The 19429-nt window shown below is 54.5% G+C and carries 18 protein-coding genes; 9 read left to right on the top strand and 9 right to left on the bottom strand.

What is annotated here, in order from left to right:
• The first annotated feature begins 664 nt into the window (after nucleotides 1-664).
• From AC5S16_RS08720 to AC5S16_RS08710, 3 genes are read left to right on the top strand one after another with little or no spacing between them, the layout of a single operon-like run.
• Nucleotides 665-1375, top strand: a complete 711-nt coding sequence (locus tag AC5S16_RS08720) for a hypothetical protein (protein ID WP_493929659.1) — start codon at nucleotides 665-667, stop codon at nucleotides 1373-1375.
• A gap of 56 nt (nucleotides 1376-1431) precedes the next feature.
• Nucleotides 1432-1656 carry a hypothetical protein gene (locus AC5S16_RS08715; RefSeq protein ID WP_493929658.1) on the top strand — a complete coding sequence of 75 codons (225 nt, stop codon included), beginning with the start codon at nucleotides 1432-1434 and terminating at the stop codon, nucleotides 1654-1656.
• 8 nt (nucleotides 1657-1664) lie between these two features.
• Nucleotides 1665-2687 carry a Gfo/Idh/MocA family oxidoreductase gene (locus tag AC5S16_RS08710; RefSeq protein ID WP_493929657.1) on the top strand — a complete coding sequence of 341 codons (1023 nt, stop codon included), beginning with the start codon at nucleotides 1665-1667 and terminating at the stop codon, nucleotides 2685-2687.
• A 50-nt stretch (nucleotides 2688-2737) separates the two neighbouring features.
• On the opposite strand, the gene AC5S16_RS08705 is transcribed toward AC5S16_RS08710, so the two are convergent.
• Both AC5S16_RS08705 and mltG read right to left on the bottom strand, forming a co-directional pair.
• Nucleotides 2738-3616, bottom strand: coding sequence for a DUF4292 domain-containing protein (locus tag AC5S16_RS08705; protein ID WP_493929656.1), 879 nt, complete (start codon nucleotides 3614-3616; stop codon nucleotides 2738-2740).
• A gap of 39 nt (nucleotides 3617-3655) precedes the next feature.
• Nucleotides 3656-4642, bottom strand: a complete 987-nt coding sequence (mltG, locus tag AC5S16_RS08700; RefSeq protein ID WP_493929655.1) for an endolytic transglycosylase MltG — start codon at nucleotides 4640-4642, stop codon at nucleotides 3656-3658.
• A gap of 117 nt (nucleotides 4643-4759) precedes the next feature.
• Between mltG and ruvX the strand changes: the two genes are divergently transcribed.
• The 4 genes from ruvX (at nucleotide 4760) to AC5S16_RS08680 (ending at nucleotide 8892) form a co-directional block, all read left to right on the top strand.
• Entirely contained in the window at nucleotides 4760-5191 is a 432-nt protein-coding gene (gene ruvX, locus AC5S16_RS08695) for a Holliday junction resolvase RuvX (RefSeq protein ID WP_493929654.1), read from the top strand.
• A 131-nt stretch (nucleotides 5192-5322) separates the two neighbouring features.
• The gene (locus AC5S16_RS08690; RefSeq protein WP_493929653.1) at nucleotides 5323-5796 is read left to right on the top strand and encodes a GreA/GreB family elongation factor; all 474 of its coding nucleotides are present in this window, start codon (nucleotides 5323-5325) and stop codon (nucleotides 5794-5796) included.
• A gap of 5 nt (nucleotides 5797-5801) precedes the next feature.
• A complete protein-coding gene (locus tag AC5S16_RS08685; RefSeq protein WP_493929652.1) occupies nucleotides 5802-6521 on the top strand; it encodes a CDP-alcohol phosphatidyltransferase family protein in 720 nt (239 codons plus the stop codon).
• A gap of 235 nt (nucleotides 6522-6756) precedes the next feature.
• Nucleotides 6757-8892, top strand: a complete 2136-nt coding sequence (locus AC5S16_RS08680; RefSeq protein WP_493929651.1) for an elongation factor G — start codon at nucleotides 6757-6759, stop codon at nucleotides 8890-8892.
• A 163-nt stretch (nucleotides 8893-9055) separates the two neighbouring features.
• Here AC5S16_RS08680 and AC5S16_RS08675 read toward each other — a convergent pair whose 3' ends face one another.
• The 6 genes from AC5S16_RS08675 to AC5S16_RS08650 all read right to left on the bottom strand — a co-directional run bounded on the left by AC5S16_RS08675 (nucleotide 9056) and on the right by AC5S16_RS08650 (nucleotide 13512).
• Entirely contained in the window at nucleotides 9056-9556 is a 501-nt protein-coding gene (locus tag AC5S16_RS08675; protein WP_493929650.1) for a hypothetical protein, read from the bottom strand.
• A complete protein-coding gene (locus AC5S16_RS08670; protein WP_493929649.1) occupies nucleotides 9553-10074 on the bottom strand; it encodes a hypothetical protein in 522 nt (173 codons plus the stop codon). Before AC5S16_RS08670 ends, AC5S16_RS08675 begins: the two co-directional genes overlap by 4 nt.
• A gap of 342 nt (nucleotides 10075-10416) precedes the next feature.
• Nucleotides 10417-11178 (bottom strand): hypothetical protein, encoded by a 762-nt coding sequence (locus tag AC5S16_RS08665; protein ID WP_493929648.1) that lies wholly within the window; start codon nucleotides 11176-11178, stop codon nucleotides 10417-10419.
• A gap of 441 nt (nucleotides 11179-11619) precedes the next feature.
• Nucleotides 11620-11898, bottom strand: coding sequence for a hypothetical protein (locus tag AC5S16_RS08660; RefSeq protein ID WP_493929647.1), 279 nt, complete (start codon nucleotides 11896-11898; stop codon nucleotides 11620-11622).
• Between the two features lie 17 nt (nucleotides 11899-11915).
• Nucleotides 11916-12374 carry a YrhA family protein gene (locus AC5S16_RS08655; RefSeq protein WP_493929646.1) on the bottom strand — a complete coding sequence of 153 codons (459 nt, stop codon included), beginning with the start codon at nucleotides 12372-12374 and terminating at the stop codon, nucleotides 11916-11918.
• A gap of 4 nt (nucleotides 12375-12378) precedes the next feature.
• Nucleotides 12379-13512 (bottom strand): HNH endonuclease signature motif containing protein, encoded by a 1134-nt coding sequence (locus AC5S16_RS08650; protein WP_493929645.1) that lies wholly within the window; start codon nucleotides 13510-13512, stop codon nucleotides 12379-12381.
• Nucleotides 13513-13958: 446 nt separating this feature from the next.
• Between AC5S16_RS08650 and AC5S16_RS08645 the strand changes: the two genes are divergently transcribed.
• Both AC5S16_RS08645 and AC5S16_RS08640 read left to right on the top strand, forming a co-directional pair.
• On the top strand, nucleotides 13959-14378 hold the full coding sequence (locus tag AC5S16_RS08645; protein WP_493929644.1) for a hypothetical protein: 420 nt from the start codon (nucleotides 13959-13961) through the stop codon (nucleotides 14376-14378).
• A gap of 186 nt (nucleotides 14379-14564) precedes the next feature.
• A complete protein-coding gene (locus AC5S16_RS08640; RefSeq protein WP_493929643.1) occupies nucleotides 14565-16880 on the top strand; it encodes a GH92 family glycosyl hydrolase in 2316 nt (771 codons plus the stop codon).
• Between the two features lie 54 nt (nucleotides 16881-16934).
• On the opposite strand, the gene AC5S16_RS08635 is transcribed toward AC5S16_RS08640, so the two are convergent.
• Nucleotides 16935-19415, bottom strand: coding sequence for an alpha-glucuronidase family glycosyl hydrolase (locus AC5S16_RS08635; protein WP_493929642.1), 2481 nt, complete (start codon nucleotides 19413-19415; stop codon nucleotides 16935-16937).
• Nucleotides 19416-19429: the final 14 nt, after the last annotated feature.

The raw sequence follows: 19429 nt of genomic DNA, 5'->3' as shown, positions 1-19429 counted from the left end.
GCAAGCCGCCTGGATCGTGGGGAAGGAAAGACCCGCAGTTTTTTTGTGCAGGTTGCGCAGTAAACTTCATTCAGCTCCTGAGCACGGAACCAAAGACTTCCGCACCCTTCACAAACTTTGAGATTCACACGCATGAACATGCTTGACGTATCTCCAAGGCATCAAACTGCAATCCGGCATTTATCGAATGCGAGATGCAAGAAAAAAGAGGCGCATTCAACGCTGCGTTCTGGCGCCGCTGCTGTTGTCTGCATGAATTTCCCAATTTCAACGGAAACTAGGGAGTGGAGACACAGATCATGAGGGATTGGCGTTGACGTAGTTCTTAACTCCAGTTTGGGCCTTTTCGGAGATGTCGCGGCCATAGGGGATGAATCTTCGAGAGCATGCGCTTAAAGCGGCATCCACTCGCCATGCCCTTTTCCGGGGGTGTGATTAATAAAATTGCCCCCTGGGTCGGCGTTCAGATCTCAGAATTTCAGGCAGAAGTGAACCGAATCTATCTGAGCCTCGAAACATGGTCAATAAACCGTGGCATGTTTCAGCTACATATTGATCCGTGGATCTTAGAACTCCCTCCAAAATCGCCTGAGGAGCATCAGAGTAACTTTTCTTTGAGCTAACAGCGTGTTTAAAGATGTATAGCTCTGAGAAAAGTTTCCACATGAATGTTTTGCAGCTACATGAGCAGCTTCGCCGGGAATTGCTGCGTCGCATTGAACGCGGCGCGCTCAGTGGTACGCTGCTTGCTCAGCAAACAGGACTCAAGCAGGCACATATTTCGAATTTTCTTCATCGCAAACGCCGACTCAGTATTTCTGCTATCGACCGCGTTCTCTCCGCACAGTTGCTTGACATCGAGGACCTAATCCCCAATGGTAGTAAGTCGAGCCCTCTTTCAGAGAAGCTCGGGTTGTCCCGTTCCAACAAAGTTCCCCTTGTATCTCAATCTGTCATCCATGAAGCCAAAATAAGCGCGGATTTCATTTCGGAACTAATACAGTTACCAATTGGCTATCTAGATCATTTAAAGGCGCGAAGAACAACAAGTCGGCGCCACTGGGAAAGATTCCTTGCCATACGTATCAGCTATGCTCAAGCTGAAGCAATGATTCCGGCTATACAGCCTCATTCTATCCTCGTACTGGACCGTCACTATACCTCGCTTACCCCCTTTCGAGCACCTATGCCCAACATTTATGTTTTGCAGATAGGATTGAGAACCGTCATACGCTACTCTACGCTTCAGGGCAACAAAATCGTCCTTCGTCCAGCTATCCTAGAACATCCAATTGAACTTATAGAATTGAAGCAGCAGCAATCATCATCAGATTTCATCATCGGGCGCGTGTGCGTCAGCATATCTGACCTGTAAGCCATCTCACACTGGCTGGAATTTTTTGTTAGCATCGCGACGGAGGGAATTGTTTCATGGACCAGCCATCGGTATCGGGCAACGGCGCACGTCGGAATGAAGATATTGCACTCGATTTGCTCAAGTTTGTAGCTGTGACTACTGGCGTAGGGCGCACTGCCACCTCGTCTACGGGCTTTGGCGCTGCCTCCGCGCCTAAACTAGAAGACCACATCAGTCAGTTGCTTGGGCTTTATTCTCGCTGTCTGCACGCCGTGGAAGGAAAGGGAGAAGCGCGATAATACCCGTCTTGACAGAACCTGCAGTACAAAACATCGTGGTTTGCGGAGCAGGTGTTTTCGGCGTGAACCACTTGCGTATTTACCAGGATCTGGAGCAGTCCGGTCACCCAATCCGGCTTGCAGCTATTATCGAAACGGACAAAGACCGCGCAGCCATTCTTACGAAAGAATGGCACGTGCCTTTGTACAGTTCGATCGAAGCTTGCTTGAAAGACCACCTAAACGGCAGGCTTTCGATCAACGCAGCTTCCGTTTGTGTTCCCACCGTCGCCCACTTCCAGGCTGCCGCCGCGTTCCTTCAATCAGGAATTGATGTGCTCGTAGAAAAACCTATCGCTTCATCGCTCGATGAGGCAGATAAGCTAATCGACATGGCAGCGAAGAATGAACGTATTCTTCAAGTTGGACATCTCGAACGATTCAATCCTGCAGCCATCGCAGTACGAGAACGTTTGAATGGTCCAATGTTCTTTGAGGCCCATCGGTTAAGCGTTTTCAGCCCGCGCTCGCTGGATGTTGACGTCGTTCTGGACCTGATGATCCATGATCTTGATATCGTTCTTACTCTCGCCAAGTCACCAGTAAGCCAAATTCACGCAGTTGGACTTCCTATCCTGTCTCCTAAGGTCGATATCGCCAATGTTCGTATTGAGTTCGAGTCCGGTTGTGTCGCTAACTTTACTGCCAGCCGTGTCAGCACGGAACGAGTACGTAAACTGCGCTTCTTTCAGCCACACCAGTATGTGTCCATCGACTATGCACGTCAAGATCTCCTCATCATCGACGTAGCCGCCAGAGAGCCTGCACCTTCGGCCGATATTTCATCAGCATTGAAGCTGCAGAAACCGTCTGTGCAACAGGCTGAGCCTTTGCGGCTTGAAATCGAATCCTTCCTTGAATCGGTCCGCACACGCAAACGCCCGGAAGTATCTGGAGAAGATGGGCGAGCAGCCCTTGCACTTGCGTTAGAGATCAACTCTGCAATTTCGGCCCATTCCCAAAAGGCCGGATTGCATCGATACAAGCAGTAATTCCGTCTGTGGATTCGAGCTGGTAGATATCTGTCAGAAAGTTCTGGCAGTTACTGCAATGCCTGAATCTGAGTCCCATTTGGGACGTCCAGCTGGAATTGATCGTCCTTCAATGGCTGATTGACCACCACTTTCTGGAAAGTGATGACAATCTGATATTCCTCAAGAGGCCGCTTGATGGTAATGCTTCCGGGGAAATGAACGCCTCCGAAGTCCTGGTAGGGCCCATAAACGGCTTGTGTCTGGATATTGCCGTCCTTGTCATAAATATCCTCACCGCTGGGCAGGAGATTCACCCGGTTTACATGGATAATACGGACGGGAATGAGAACATTACTGTCGTCATTTTTTTTAAAGACGTTCAAATCGTATTCGGGCTGTAAAAGCAGCTGCTTCTGTCTTGGGTCTGTAACAGTTTGCGTGTCGGTTGTGAGCGAGAGCAGTTCATCAGGCCCGATGCCGTGAATTAGTAATGAATCAAAAAAGATATAAGGCCGCATATTCTCAAGCGCTTTAGGCGATGGCTTGGTCACGGCATTCGGCCCCGTGATGGCCTTGTTTTCATGCGGAATCAGAAGCTTGAATGTCGCTCCATCGCTCGCAAGATCAAATGCGCGTGTGCTGATTACCGGGAGCATGCCGAGCACACGCAACATTTCTGGCTTGCGCAGCAGAATGTATCCCCGAATCGAAGTGTAATCAGTAACTGTGCCTTTTTTCTGTCCGCCGACTGAAGCCTGAAATTCAACGGTGGCATTGAGCGTCTGGATCGCTTCATACTGCTTATTGATATTGGTTACCAACTGTTGCGCATCCGCAGAGAGAACAACACTCGGCATCTTCGGCTGCAACAGTTTGCGGGTATGGCTCAAGCATCCGGTCAATACCGGCAGACACACAGCGAATGCTTTGAACCAAAACTTTCTCATCTGGCCTTCACTCTTCCACAAATTGCGACTATAGCTGATTTAGCGTTGCCCCGCCGCGTGTTGCGCCCGACGGTATGCCTGGACATTTTTCTGATGCTCTTCAAGTGTTATGGCAAAGCGGGAATTTCCTGAAGGGTCCACGCTAGCTGCGACAAAATACAAGAACTGGGTCTGTGCCGGATTCATGGCTGCTTTCAACGATGCAATACCAGGACTGCAGATAGGCCCTGGCGGCAGCCCTGTATGTTTATAGGTGTTGTAAGGCGAATCGCCATCAAGATCAGAATGATAGATGGTGCCCCTATACTTACCTTCTAGCAGATCGGCATAGATCACCGAAGGATCTGTCATCAATGGCATGTCCTTGTTCAAGCGATTCACAAAAACGCTGGCCACCATGGGCCGCTCGCTTGCAAGTGGCGTTTCTCTTTCCACCAGAGACGCCATTGTCACGACTGCGTGAAAATTTTGAGTCAAATCGATGCGCTCTGCCGCCGACCGAAACCGTCTCACCATTGCGGCGATCATCTGATGGCAAGTAACATGCCGCGGAAAGTGATAGGTGTCAGGGAACAGGTATCCTTCCACAGTTTGTGCGTTTGGCTCCAGGTCAGAAATCTGTGATACGTCCTGATGCGCCGCACTCAGGAATGTGTCCTTGCTTCCCAGTCCTGCGTTCTCCACCCGTTGTGCGACATCGAAAATATTCGCACCCTCCGGAATCGTCAGTGCAATGGTATAAACATCCCCTTTTGCTAGCCGCCCATACACCTCAGACATGCGAACCGGATGATCGAAGCGGTATTCGCCGGCTTTCAGCGTCCCACCTTTTGCCAATTGCATGGCTTCAAAAACATAGCGGTTCCAGATCAACCCGTGAGACTGCAACAGGGCAGCAATCTGGGGTGAGCCGGTAAGCGGAGGGATGTCCAGAAATATTTCCACCTGCGGACCGCGAGGAACATAAATTGAAAAAACGGTGAACAACAGCACCGCAATGACTGCAAGAAATAGTAAGCGTCGCAATTCCAGCCAGACCTGTAGTATGTATTGATTCCCTTCATTGATTGTATGATGCGACTCTTTTTCACCGTCATCTTGCTGCTTTTCCGCTCCAAATTAGTGACCGCGTAAGATGCTCACATGGGCCAGCCAGCACGAATTCTTGGACTAGATGTAGGAAACCGCCGCATCGGAGTGGCTGTTTCTGATGGGCTTGGCTTAATCGCACAACCTGTGCTCACACTGATCCGGAAAAGCCCTCGGGAAGACCTTCGCTCACTGGCCAGGCTCGCCCGTAAATATGACTGCAAGGAAATTGTCGTCGGCAACCCACTTCATCTCTCCGGGGAACAGAGCTCTCAGGCGGAAAAAACGCAGGTCTTCGCTCAACTCCTCGCCGATGAAACCAGGCTACCAATCCATCTACGGGATGAGCGCTTAACCACCGCTGAGGCACACCAGATCCTCTACGAGTCAGGCCGCCCGAGAACTGAACATCGCAAGGTTGTGGATCAGGTTGCAGCGGTCATCATTCTGCAGGAGTTTCTGGATGCGCGCCGCGACAAATCGTAGAAAATAAGGCCCGCCAGGAAAGCTAAATCGCAGGACAAGCAGTCCTCCCGTATAATAGAAACTTCAGCGGTTATCTGGTCAGCCGTTGCTGGAACGGCTCATGCCCATGAGCCGCGACGGATTATTTTTCCATGCCTGAACACATCAAGAAAAAACTGCACGAAGAGATCAAGCAGCTGGAGCACGAGCTTGCCCACGAGCTTCCGCAGGAGATCAAGAAGGCCGCAGCCCTCGGCGACCTGAGCGAAAACGCTGAGTACCACATGGCCAAGCAGCGCCAGGAGTTCGTCAACGCGCGCCTAGGACAACTCAAGAAGCGCATGGCCGAGCTCGCGCTGGTGAATCTTTCCAACATTCCCCGTGACCGCGCGGCCTTTGGCTCAACCGTTCTCGTCTTCGACCCCTCCAAAGACGAGGAAATTGAGTATAAGCTGGTTACCAGCGAGGAGTCAGACGTGAGCAAGGGCCTCATCTCTACGACTTCACCCATTGGACGCGGTCTGGTGGGTAAGCAAGTGGGCGACATAGCCACCGTTGTGACTCCGAACGGAAAGCGCGAGCTTGAGGTCCTCAAGCTTACGACGATCCACGACGAAGCGGAATAGGCGTCATGGGTTCCAATAAGAGCTGGACGAGCGCCTTTGGGCGCGCATGCGGGGTGTTGCTGCAGGCCATTGTGAACGGCTTGGCGCTCACCCGCATCTCTCCAAACGTCCTCACTTTTATTGGATTGATTATCAATACCGCCGCAGCCATTCTCTTCGGCTATGCCAATGAACACAACTATGTCCGCATGTTTCTCTATGCCGGACTTGTCATCATCGGCGCTGGAATCTTTGACATGGTTGACGGCCGTGTTGCGCGCAAGACAGACCAGGTTACAGTTTTCGGGGCGTTCTTTGACTCCGTTATTGACCGCTATTCCGATGTGGTTCTTTTCTTCGGGCTGCTGGTCTTTTACGCCCGTGGCAATCGTTTCTTCTACGTTGTGCTGGCGGCTTTCGTGATGGTGACCTCGCTCATGGTCAGCTACACACGGGCTCGTGCTGAAGCTCTGATTGGTCAGTGTAAGGTCGGCTTCATGGAGCGACCTGAGCGCATCGTCCTCATCATTCTGGGAGCGCTCTTCAACCGCTGGGGAGCCATGGCGCCAGTCCTCTGGGTATTGGCTGTTCTTTCCACTATCACGGTCATCCACCGCATTAGCTACACCTACCAGATGACCAAAAATCTGGGGCCGGTACGCGACACTAGCCCCATTGCCCTGAAGGGCCAGCCCACTGAACCGTCTCCGGAACTGCATTCGGCTCCAACTGCTCCCCATATTTAAGCCCTGCTGACTACTCCGCCAACCCATCGCTGTGGTAGCATCGTCAATCTCTGAAGACGCTCTGTTTTTCTGAGCGCCTGCTGGCCTATGGATGACGAGGACGGCAGATTCGGTCGATTGACGCCTCTTGCGACGCCTTTACGATATCCCTGCCCACCTCACTCCCGTGCTTCACCCGACTAGCCACTCACCAGGTTCTTAGCCGCCTATTCTCTAGCTAATTTAGGAGTTCACCATGAAAACCTATCAGGGAAGTGAGATTCGCAACGTAGCTGTAGTGGGGCATGCGCATAGCGGAAAGACCACGCTCGTTTCTGCTCTGCTGCATGCCGCAAACATGACGCTAACCCGGGGCAACATAGCCGATGGCAGCGCTACAACCGCCTATGACGAAGAAGAGGTTGCCCGTGCCACAACGATGCTCAACGCTGTAGCCTTTGCCGAATGGAATGGCGTGAAGGTCAATTTCATCGACACGCCGGGCTTCCACATGTTTGTGCACGAGGCCCGGGCTGCAATGCTGCCCGTTGAGGCTGCTCTTGTGGTCATCAATGCGGTCTGCGGACCTGAGGCTATGACCGACCGCGTGTGGCACTATGCCGATGAGTTCAACCTGCCTCGTGTCGCAGTCATCAACCAGATGGATCATCCGCGTGCTGGGTGGCAGCAGGCTCTCGAGGCGATGCGCGAGCGCTACGGCCGGCATTTGATCCCGGTGCAGCTGCCCATAGTGGATTCCGGTGGCTTTCATGGCATCGTCGACCTGGTGACCATGGAGGCGTTCTTCTACAGCCCCAGTGGCGATGGGCACGGCAAGATCGGCGATATTCCGGTCAGCATGGCCGAGGATGCCAAATCGGCCCATGAAACGCTGGTGGAGCTGGTAGCCGAGGGCAAGGACGAGCTGATGGAAGAGTTCTTCGCCGAGGGCACCATTCCAGAACAGCATCTGATTACAGCCCTGCATGAGGCCATCCGGGAAGACCGCATCTTTCCAGTTCTATTTTCGAGCGGCAGTGCGAACGTCGGCACCGACCATCTGCTCGACTTCCTCAAGGTCTATGCTCCTGCGCCTGTCGAGCGGACACCAGTGGCGGCGCGCGCTGTCCTGCAGGCGGTGGCAGCGCATGGCAACGGAAGCGTGAGCGAGAGCAACCCGGAGATCGTGATGCGCCGTGTGGACGACGAGGAGCCGCTGGCGCTCTACGTCTACAAGACGATGACCGATCCGTTTGCGGGCCGCATTACGTTCTTCAAGGTCTTTTCCGGACAAGTCAGAAACGATGCCACGATCGCCAACTATTCCCGCAAGGGAGTAGAGAAGTTCTCCCACCTCTCCATCATGCAGGGACACTCGGCTGTCGCTGTCAGCGAGCTACATGCCGGTGATCTGGGAGCAGTGGCGAAGCTGAAAGACACCTTCACCGGAGATACGCTCGGTGAGAAAGGCCACGAGATATTCTTCGAGCCGGTTTCGATACCGGAAGCGGCCATGACCTATGCCATTGAGCCGAAGACGCGAGCGGATGAGGACAAGCTTGCTCCGGCGATGCACAAGCTGATGGAGGAGGACCTGCTGGTGCACTTCTACCGCGATCCGCTGACCAGCGAATTCCTCATCGCCGGAGCCGGGCAGCCGCACATCGAGTCGCTCGTTTCCAAGCTGCGCAAGCGCTACCACACCGAGGTTACGCTCAAGTCTCCGAAGGTGCCCTACCGCGAGACAATCCGTGGACGCGCGGACGCCCAGGGCCGCCACAAGAAGCAGACCGGAGGCCACGGCCAGTATGGCGACTGCAAGATCAAGATGGAGCCACTGGCGCGAGGCGGTGGGTTCGAGTTTGTGAACGACATCTTCGGAGGAGCCATCCCCCGGCAGTTCGTTCCGGCGGTTGAGAAGGGCATCCAGGAGGCGGCGATGCGGGGGTACCTGGCCGGGTATCCGGTCGTCGACTTCAAGGTGACGGTCTACGACGGGAGCTATCACGAGGTCGACTCAAATGAGCTGTCTTTCAAGCTGGCCGGGCGCCTCGCCTTCAGGAAGTGCATGGAGCAGGCTAAAGCCGTTTTACTGGAGCCGGTGATGCGGGTGGAGGTCGAAGCTCCTGACACCTTCGCGGGCACGCTAATGGGTGATTTAAACCAACGCAGGGGGCGTGTGCAGGGGATGGAGACCCGGGGCGTGACTACAGCGATCCGTGCCGAGGTTCCGATGGCAGAAATGCTGACCTATGGGCAGAGCCTGACGGCCATGACCCAGGGGCGGGGGAGCTTCCACATGGAGATGGATCACTACGACATAGTGCCTCAGGCGTTAGCGGACAAGATCATTGCCAACGCGAAGAAGCCTCAGGAGGAGGAGGAAGAGTAGGGTGGCTACTCCGTTTTATGTATTTTCAATGACTTACGATTGGGGTTACTCCTTCCCTCTATGTAGAGGTAGGACTCGTTTTTGTTTTCAATGATTTACAGGGCTATTACTCTCTGCAATCCTGTTGATTTTTCTACTAATGTCCTCACCCCAGACAATCGAGCTATTTTCTGAGGCGGGCGATAACCTTCAAACCCGTGCCGTAGAACCCATCCTCATACGCATACAGGATTCCGTCGCATTCCTCGATGATCTCTTTCTCGATGGAGTCGAGCATCATCCAGGCATCTTCCGTGAGGCCGTCGCGGACGAACTCGAAGCGGATCACGTCGCGCGTAAGCTGAATGTGTTGGCGAATTTCCTGGACAACGCACTGCCGCATCTCCTCGCCCCGATCCTCATCCTCGGGCAGGCGCGCACGAGCAGTTGCGTCCAAAGCTTCTTCAATGGCGCCAGCCGCCTCGTCGTTCTCGAGGCGCTCCACGATGATCGGATCGTGGCGCTGATCGAAGCGGATCGAGAGCCGGCCGAGGTTGTCTGCCGGCGGGCTTGGATCGTACCGCGGCTCGTCCTCAAAATACATACCGTCGCGGATAAAATCGGCGATCTTCTGACGGTTGACCGCTTTTTCCGCGCGGCAAAGAATAAAAGTGCTGTAACTCATGGCACGAGTTGGATGCCACGGGACTTGATGGCCTCCGAAACCCTCCTGGTGATGCGGTGTCCAGAAAACTCGGGTGACTGCGGGGCCTGCTTTCGCACCCAGGCGAGCACCTTTCGCCCCCACTTCACGAACTCGGCTGGCTGATCGAGCACTTTTGTCTGATCGTTCGATAAGATGGTCCAGCTTCCGGAGATATGCGAAGACATCAGTCGCTCGGGACTGCGCCAGATGCCGCGTCTGTATGTAAGAACAGGAATCCCGGTGAACAGGACCGCCCAGGATTCTCCGACGGGCTCCGGATATGCACGTATGGGCAGTTCGCCAAGAAAGTCCGGCAGGCTCACCAATACGGAATCCGTGCCTTCGGCAAGCAGCGACCGGAGAGGAGTCACGTGAAGCTGTGCCTTATCGGCAACCTTACCTTTAGGCACGCCCACTACCGGTCCTGTCGATTCCAGAAACTCGATGAAAGCTGGTTCCTCCTCAGGGACGCTCCAAAATGTGACTGCATCAGCCATGGATGACCTCCAGCATTCTAATCGAGGTTATTGAATGGCCTTGGACGGAGGATTCGGCCCCAAAGGATCGGGAGGCGACTGGGTTCCAGGCGGATATGGCAGTGGAGGAGCCGAAGGATTATCGCAGTCGTTAAATACCCTACCCTTCCGGAGTCAGGATAGGTGCGATCAAAGCGCGCTCCACTTTGCACAACATTGTCGATTGTCAGCCCCTTTCTCAAATTGATTGAGCCACACGCCTGTAGATCGCCAGTTTCGAGATTAAAAAGACTTAACATTATGCTCAACTATTCCCGTGGTTGGGGAATACACATAACCGGGAGGAAAAGGAAATCAATTACTTCATCCCTTTTCTATTGATGAGAGTGTTACAATAGCAGGAAACAACAAGGAGCGAAGCTTGTCCTGCAGTTCGCCATCAGTGCCCGCCGCAGAAGTGAAAGAGGCGTCAGCAGCCTGTATGCGCAATACACCATTTGCTAACGTCTCATGCTTCAGCCAATTCTGAGAAATAACATCCTCTTTCGTCGCTTTCGTCAGAGCCCAGAAAGGTTCGCTAAGCCACATCGTAGCTCCAACCGCCTCAATATAGCCATCCCGGAATTGCCGTCTTCCAATGTTGCGTGATGTATCGATGATCATTCGTTCGACAGGGTAGGGTAGGCCGTTCGACTTCATTGGGAGGTTGGCATAGGACTTTCCCGCGGCCGTATATATCAGAGGATCTTCAGCATTTTGCCAGCCGTCATATTCCACATCCATCACCCACGCCATGATGAAATGTGGATTCCCGATAAACTCTGTAATCCATTCGTCCCAGGAGATGGTCGATGGGGCTGGGGAAGTGATTGTAAGATGATCGAATCCATTACGGGAAACCGAAGAGTAATGAAATTTGAACCCTTGCCCTGCGATATCGAACGTCCGCCGTTGCGATTCCTTTAGGCGCGATAGCACAGTCGTGAAGTTCATTGGCTTCCCATAAAGGGTGAAATCAGCAAGTGGCACATTATGGCGTAGTAGTACAGTCTCTAATTTCCTCAGGGAAGTTTCGATATCTAGCGTCCCGAAGCCATTGATAATTGATAGTTCTTCAATCGACATCAAGGATACTCCGTTACAATAACCGTGACCTTGTTGTAGTACTTTTGAGCCCAGCTTACCAACTCTTGCGCGGACGACGCGCCACCGGGCTCGACTCTGAGATCCAACACCATATTGGCGGGCTGGTCAGCGACTGTCGCCCCACGAGTTGCTAAATCAGCGATGTGTTCTTGCATATCCCCAAGCCAACTCGACCCATTGGTGTCCACCGTCTTCAAACTAACGAGCGTATTCCCCTTTTGAAAATCAACCAGGGGAAAAAATCCGCCTTGTTCAGCCCAACGTGATACCAGTCTTTATATTCATTAGCCGCAAGGTCGTTTTCAATGGCCATGCCGCGCTTAAATGGTGACAGCTTCCATACAGATGCACTTCTTGTGGGGCTTCCGCTAAGCGTTCCTTTCGACGGTTCCTTAACCTTAGCGGCCTGCGTCCCCTGCGCTATTTCCTGTTCGGTGCTGGCTCCTTCTGCGGCCATCCGCTCCGGCACTTCCATTTATCAACGTAAGGGCTCTTATTGCCGGCAAAGAACACTGCTCCGCCCCAGTCCAACCCATTGGTATGGCGCAGAAAATCGAGATATGCATCAGGGAGTTCAACATGTAATTCCTGTCTCGCACTTAATTGAAGCTCCGAGATGACACTTTCTTCACAAGCCGGCTGCATATGCCGGCCGTAGCGGGCTTTTAGTTGATTAATCTTTTCAAGAATGTCTTCCATATCCTCTGGAAATTCGACTAAATTCCCTGCAACAGTCGCTTCTCAAGGGCAGCATTAAGCAAGCCCTCAAAAGAATCGAAGGACTCGTAAACGTCTGTAGAAATATGGTCAACGGTGTTGTAAGCCTCTTTTTGGAGATCAAGAACATACATTTCCATTCCTGACTCCCCAAAAACGAGGAAATTCTGATTGGCAGGGATCTCGCGAAGTCTTTGATTAGCTTCGATGACGCCCTCCATGGTCATATTTTCATCGTCATAATAAGGAGTGGGTTCGGCTGCGAAAAATATGGTGCCGTTCCAATCCAGTCCATTCGTGCTGCGCAGAAAGGATAAGTAAGCCGACGGCATAGTGACACCGAATATGTTTTTGGCATTCATCAGCATGCGCTGAAGTGAATCTTCGGAACACCCAGGTTGCATATGTTCGCCAAAATGCGCTTTCTGCCGTTCGATCTTGATAAGAATTTCGTTCATAGCGCTATTGTCCTAATTGCGGAGTTGGGGGATACACGTAACCGGGAGGAACAGGAAAATCAATAGTAGCGCTGCTTCCTGGAGCCAACGTCCCGGTAAGGGATTTCTGAGCAGCGGTGATAACTTTGTGATAGGGTTCATTTTCAATCAGAACCAGGTTGGAAAAATCGTTTGTACCCCCATCGTCTAAAGGTAACTTATGATGGACATTCCAGCCTGTTGGTGATTTCCCAAAGTCGGCCATAGCTTGAATCTGGCTGTCGGAGAAACCTGCATTGCGGAGCTCAGCGACGCGGTCGGGATCAGTTGCAAGGTATTTTAAGAACTCCGGTCGAGTTTTACTGTCGAATGTTTTACGAAGTACGGATGTTTCCAGGGGATCGCGTTTGGTATAGATAATGCGCTCCGTCTCGACCCCCTTAAGTTCTACTCCCTCACCGCGCAGCTTTCCTTTGTATATTGGCGGGTCCTTGACCTTGGCCGCCTGCGCTATTTCCTGTTCGGTGCTGGCTCCCCCTGCGGCCATGCGCTCCGGCACTTCCAGATCAACCAGTTTGCCGCCCTTTTGAACAATGGAGGCAATCCGCGCCAGCTGCGGGAATTTCGCCGCAATGGAAGCCGTGATCTTGACTGCTCCCCCGACCAGGATCACGAGCCCGATCACCTGGTAGAGCACCCGACCCACCGCTCTGCCTGCCTGAAAACCATGCTTCAGGTTCGGCCGCTCGCTATACAAGACGAACGCGTCCCAGTCCCCTTTGAGTTCCCTGGAGAGGTCTCTCCCAACAGCCTTAAAGAATTCTCCTGGATGCCTGGCTATCTCCCCCAGGTCCCGGCGCAGCTCTTCCACCCGGTCGTGGCAGGCCTGCATCTCTGAATGCACCCAGGGAATCTGATCCAGGGACTTGGCCAGCGCCCAGGTTATCGGGTCACCGGCAGCCAGAACAGAAGTTGCATGCAGATGCTCATAGAAGCCGGCCAGACAAAGCATCTCGGCCAGCCCCAGCAGGCTCCAGACATCTTTAACCAGGCTCTCAGCCAGGCCATATACAAGGCCCGTCTCGAAGCCGGTACTGCCAAACACATTGTTGGCCGTGGACTTCAGTCCCTCCCATGTGCTGCCCTTGATTTCCTCCACCACCCGTTGCAAAAACGCGGACGAAGCCTCGAGAGCGGGGACCTCGTACCGCTCATAGAAGTATTGCGAAACCTGAACAAGATCTAAGCCATTGGCGGGAAAGAGATCCGTGACTCCACGCGACAGTGAGCTGAAGCCCGCCTGAGCCCTGCCTGCGAGCGAATCAACCTCGGATACGAAAGAGGACTCGAACCTTCCCCAGAAGCCTTGTGGCTGAGACGGTTGTCCTGCGCTGTTTGTTCGATTGTCGGGGCTTGCAGTCCATTGATCAGCCATAACGGATCATTCTGATGCCGGATTGGAGAGCCGATTATAGCAAGCTGTATAGCTTCTCATTATTGATGAGTTTTTAATTTTTAATATTGATCGCGGGCCCTTTTCCTGGATAACAATAGAAGTCATCTTCGGGCACTGCGCGAGATACACCTGTTGAGGAGCACGAAGGAATGGCCACTCTTGCCAAAAGCCTCTATATCACCTCTGTCACCATCGACGGTGAGAAATTCGGAGCCATCGGCACCCGCTTTGACATTACGACCAGGCATGATGGAACGGGCATGCCTCAGATGGGCACTCAGGCCTTCGGCATTGAAGTGATGGTCGATATGCACGACGACGGCAATCTGACCTTCGACATCCTGCGAAAGCTCTTTCAGCTTTCGAATCAAGTGACCAGAGATAAGATTAAAGACATCAAGCTGGAATTCTGGAAGGATGAGTCGCATCAGAATGCCCTTTCTGTCTTCTCCTTCAAAGGCTGGATCAGCCGCTTCAGTGTCGTCAGCGGACAAAACCATACGCTCACCTTACATATCCAGCCGGCTCTCGACTCCAGCCAGTTCGTCGATCTCCAGCATGGCAACTGATCAACCTTGGGATGCCATGTCTTATTTCGGAATGGCGGCAGCCGGTATGCCAAGCGCCGCCACGTTGCAGTAATTCTCTCCGCTTTTCCGTGTTGTCCCTTTAGTTGATCCCGCACATGATTAGAATGCGTAATAGACGATAGTCGCAGGACTCTCTTCACACCTTTCACATGGAGACATCGATCATTGCAGTCCATATCACGCCGCCAGTTTTTGCAGTCTGCCAGCGCACTTTGCGTCTCCACTGCTCTGCCACTTCCTGCTTTCACCGCGCCACACGGCCCTGAGGCCGCCGATCCTCTGCGCTGGGTCGATCCGCGGATCGGCACCGGAGGACACGGCCACTGTTTCCCCGGAGCAAGCCTTCCTTTCGGCGCAGTCCAGCTCAGCCCGGACACTTTCAACGACGGATGGGACTGGTGCTCCGGATACCACATCTCCGATACGTCCATCATGGGCTTCAGCCATACGCATCTCAGCGGGACAGGCTGCGGAGATCTCCTCGATTTCCTCGTGATGCCCGGCACCGGCCCCGTGAGGCTGGTTCCCGGCCCTCGCAGCAATCCTGAACAGGGCTACCGTTCACGCTTTTCTCACGATGACGAACATGCAGAGCCCGGCTACTACTCCGTTCTGCTCAAAGATCCAAAGGTGCGTGCCGAGCTGACGGCGACCGAACGCACTGGCCTGCACAAGTACACCTTTCCCGAGAGTGACGACGCATGGATCATCGTCGACCTGGCGCACAGCTATCTCATAAACGGCGTTTCCTCCGTCTACTCGGCCGAGTTGCGCCAGGTTGCGCCCGATACGTTTGCCGGAGGACATATAACCCGTACCTGGGGAGATGGCCGCCAATGCTATTTCACTCTGCAGGTTTCAAAACAGCCAACCAGTGTCGTGTTCTACTCCGATGACAAGCCGGTGAGCACAACAGGAAATCTCAAGGGAGATTGCCTGAAGGCTGTTCTCCATTTCAAAACGCACGCCGGAGAAGTGATTTACGTCCGCACCGGAATCTCCGGAGTGAGCGCTGAAGGCGCCGCAGGGAACCTTCGCACGGAGCAGCCAGACTGGGACTTCGAGAAGACCCGTGCAGCAGCTCAACGCAGCTGGCGGCAACAGCTCTCCCGCATCCAGGCAGAGTTCGCCAAGCCGGAACAGAAGCGAATCTTTTATAGCGCCTTCTATCACATGTCTCTGGGGCCGCAGCTTTTTGATGATGTGGATGGCCGCTATCGCGGCATGGACAGGCAGATTCATCAGCTGGCCCAGAATGAACATAACTACACGACCTTCTCGCTATGGGATACCTTCCGCGCAGCACATCCCGCGTACACGCTCATTCAGAGTGACCGGGTGCCGGACTTTGTCAACACTCTGATCCGCATGGCGGAGCAAAGCCCCGCGGGCATGCCTGTGTGGCCTCTCCAGGGAACTGAGACAGGCACGATGACCGGTTATCATTCGGCAAGCGTCATCAGCGAAGCAATTGCCAAAGGCTTTCCCGGGATCGATGCCGAGAGGGCATACCGCGTGATGATGCAGCGCGCGGTGGCGGAAAACTATCAGGGGCTCGGCTACTATCGCCGCCTCGGCTACATTCCAGCGGACCGCGAGGGAGAATCGGTCTCCAAGACTTTTGAATATTGCTATAACGACTGGGCCATCTCTCATGTAGCCGAAAAGCTGGGCCACAGTGACGATGCCGCGATGCTGCGCAGCCGTTCGGCAAGTTATCGGCACTACTTCAACTCCACGAACGGGTTCATGGTACCCAAACTTGAGAACGGCGAATGGGCGCTCCCATTTGATCCGATTGCGTTGGGCCACAGCAAGAAGTGGCGCGACTACACGGAATCAAATGCCTGGCAGACAACCTTCGGCACCATGCATGATCCGGCGGGATTGATCGACCTCTTCGGAGGGCGCGAACCATTTCTGGCGAAGCTCGATGCGCTGTTCACGGTTCCCTCCACTCTGCCGGCGGACGCGCCTCCTGATATTGCCGGCATGGTTGGCCAATATGCTCACGGCAACGAGCCATCGCACCACATTGCCTATCTCTATGCGTATGCGGGCGCTCCCTGGAAGACTCAGGCGCGCGTACGCTCGCTCATGGACACGATGTACAAGGACGACCCTGACGGCATGCCCGGAAATGAGGATGTCGGCCAGATGTCGGCGTGGTTCATCCTTTCAGCACTGGGCTTTTACCCGGCTGATCCTGTAAGCGGCAACTATGTTCTGGGCTCACCGCTGGTGCAGCATGCGGTACTTGAACTCCATGGAGGATGGCGTCTTGAAATCGAGGTCAAGCGCAGCGATCCGACGTACGCTTATGTGCATTCATTCACACTCAACGGCCAACCTCAGCAGCGGGCCTGGTTCCGCCATGCGGATATTGCTGAAGGTGGTCATATTGTGCTGGAGCTGGGGCCGAAGCCAAACACCTCATTCGGAGCTGATCCACAGCAAGCGCCGCCTTCCCTGAAGCTCTGAAGGAGCCTCACTGCTTGGCAATTTCTCATCCTGAGCGGAGCATGCAGGGCGGGATTACATGACCTCAACATAATCCAAACCGGCGGCATCTCCTCCATCCGGAACGCCCTCAACCCGGACAGAATCTCCCGGTTTGAGGGCCAGATGGTGGGTCACATGCCGCGTTGCTGTGTGCCCGTTCATCTTCGTGGAAGGCAGGGTATCATCGGCGGCCCAGGAATCTGCAAGACGCTGGTTCACATAAAGCCTGAAGTGAGCCACGCCCGAATTCAAGTCGAAGTATTGCGTGGCCAGATCATGCTCGCCCGGCTGTCCTTGAAAACGGAAGGAAGCTGAGCACCCGCTCGCCCGGCTGCAGGTCACGGCCTTGCCGCCGGAGGCTGTTTCCCACGGCGTCACGTCTGCCGGGGCATAGCCGTCGAGCTGCATCGACTCAGCCTCGACGCGGTTGGGGTGATGTCCGGCGCGTCCGTTGTCGTCCGGAATGCCTGAAGTCTTCAGGAACCACTCGCTGATCGCGTCACGCCAGACAATGGCGTGCCCTGCCTGGTATTCCAGCCGTTTCAGCACCTCGTTGTAACGCTCCTCATCGACGTGTCCCTTGAGCGTCTGCCACTGCCGGGCAAGGTTTGCGGCAGCTTCCGCACCAGCGTAGTGCGTGTCGTAGATGTACTGGATCACCGTCTGTCCCGAGTGCAGCTTGTGCGTGTAGGGGACGTGGTGCATGAAGAGCAGCAGCTCATCCGGACATTTCGCCAGCGACTCGTAGAGCGCCGCCACCTCCGGATGGTATTGCCCGATGTACCCTGTGCCCGTGGCTACCGTCCTGTCCATGCCGATGCCGTCGTGGTCGGCGCGGTGCCACTGGCCCCAGCCATTGCGCTCAGAAGACTCGATCCCCGGCCCGTAGTGCACGCCGAGGATGTCCGTCAGCGTGCCCGCGCCGAGCGGTCCCGTGTAGGTCTCATAAATGTGCCACGAAGCCAGTTGCATTTCTGTGATCGTCTTGACTACTGCCGGATCATTGCCGAAAGTCAGCCGCGTCCACTCCTCTGCAATCTGATCAGGACTCAGGTCGGCATTCCACGCAAGGCGAGCAAATCCATACAGGTTCGCTAGCGCCAGCGGATGCCCCAGCCAGTTTTGATCCAGCCCAACATTCGTGACCCCGACCATTCCTCCAAGCGGACGATGGAAAGTTTTACCGGCGATCAGGCTTTTGACAGGAGTCCCTGCTCCTCGTGTATGGAGGTCGAAATCTAAAACGCCCTTCCACATCGGGATCAGGAAACACAGATGCCGCTGCTGGCCGGTATATTCCTGCGTGACCTGCACCTCCATCGCTTCATTGGTGTGCTCCAGACCTCCCAGCAGCGGAGAGACCGGCTCGCGCGTCTGGAAATCAATCGGCCCGTGCTTGATCTGCAGCACCACATTGTCTTCGAACTTGCCGTCCAGAGGATGGAAAATATCGTAAGCCGCGCGCGCCCGATCGTTTTTCGGGTTCTGCCAGTCGAGATGGTGGTTGTAGACAAACGTCCGGTAGAGCACCACGCCGCCATGCGGCTTGAGCGACCGCGCCAGCACGTTGGCTGCGTCTGCCGGAGTACGCGCGTAGCTCGATGGGCCCACCTGGCCTTCGGAATCGGCCTTGACCGTGAATCCGGCAAAATCCGGAATGAGCTTATAGATCTCGTCTGTCTTGCTGCGCCACCAGGCCACAACGCGCGGGTCGAGCGGATCAAAAGTATCGAGCCTGCCTACCGTCTGCGGGCTGGCGATGTTGACCGAGAGCGCCATGCGCACGCCCCACGGACGGAAAGCGTCGGCGATGCGCTTCAGTTCCGCGAGATTCTCGCTACTCAGCACATCCGGAGCCGCATTCACATTGTTTACATTGCAGCCGTTGATTCCGACGGAAGCAAGCAGCCGCGCATATTCTGAAACGCGGGTCAGATCGCCGCGGACGTGTCCATTTTCAAAAAAGATGGAGCGCCCTGCGTAGCCGCGCTCGATGGTGCCGTTCGGATTGTCCCACTCGTCGGTCCAGCGGACCGGAGCCGCCGGTGTTTCGCGGTCGTCGAGCTGCGCAACATCCTCAAGCTGTGCCACACGGCTCAAGAATGCAAACGTGCCATAGAGCATGCCGCGCTCGTCAGAGCCCGCAATCACGGTGTAGGTATGTCCGCGCTGGTGAACTGTCTTCAGCCAGAAGCCATCGCCGTCAATTTGTCCGGTGACCAACTCAGGAAACAGGCGGCGCACTTCCGTCGCTGTCCCGAGAACAAAGGCGTCTTCATTTGGCAGCCGCGTTTCCACGCGCAGTGTCTTCCCGAGCATGGACTGCAGTCCGCGCTGCATTTCGCTCTCAGCGCTCTTTGCCGTTACGCTGCCGTCTAGCGAAACCACGGTGTTCGGGAGCGAAGCATACTGCTGATTCTGGACGGGCGCATAGCGCAGCCACGCCGCCTCGCCTGTTTCTGCAAGGCAGAGCGGGACGCAAAGGAAAAACCAGATCAGATGAAAAAGGCGCATGGTTCAGTAAAGCG

This window comes from Acidobacterium sp. FHG110202_01 (assembly GCF_059115305.1).
The sequence above is the reverse complement of the archived record's forward strand: the minus strand, read 5'-3'. Positions and strand labels throughout refer to the sequence as shown.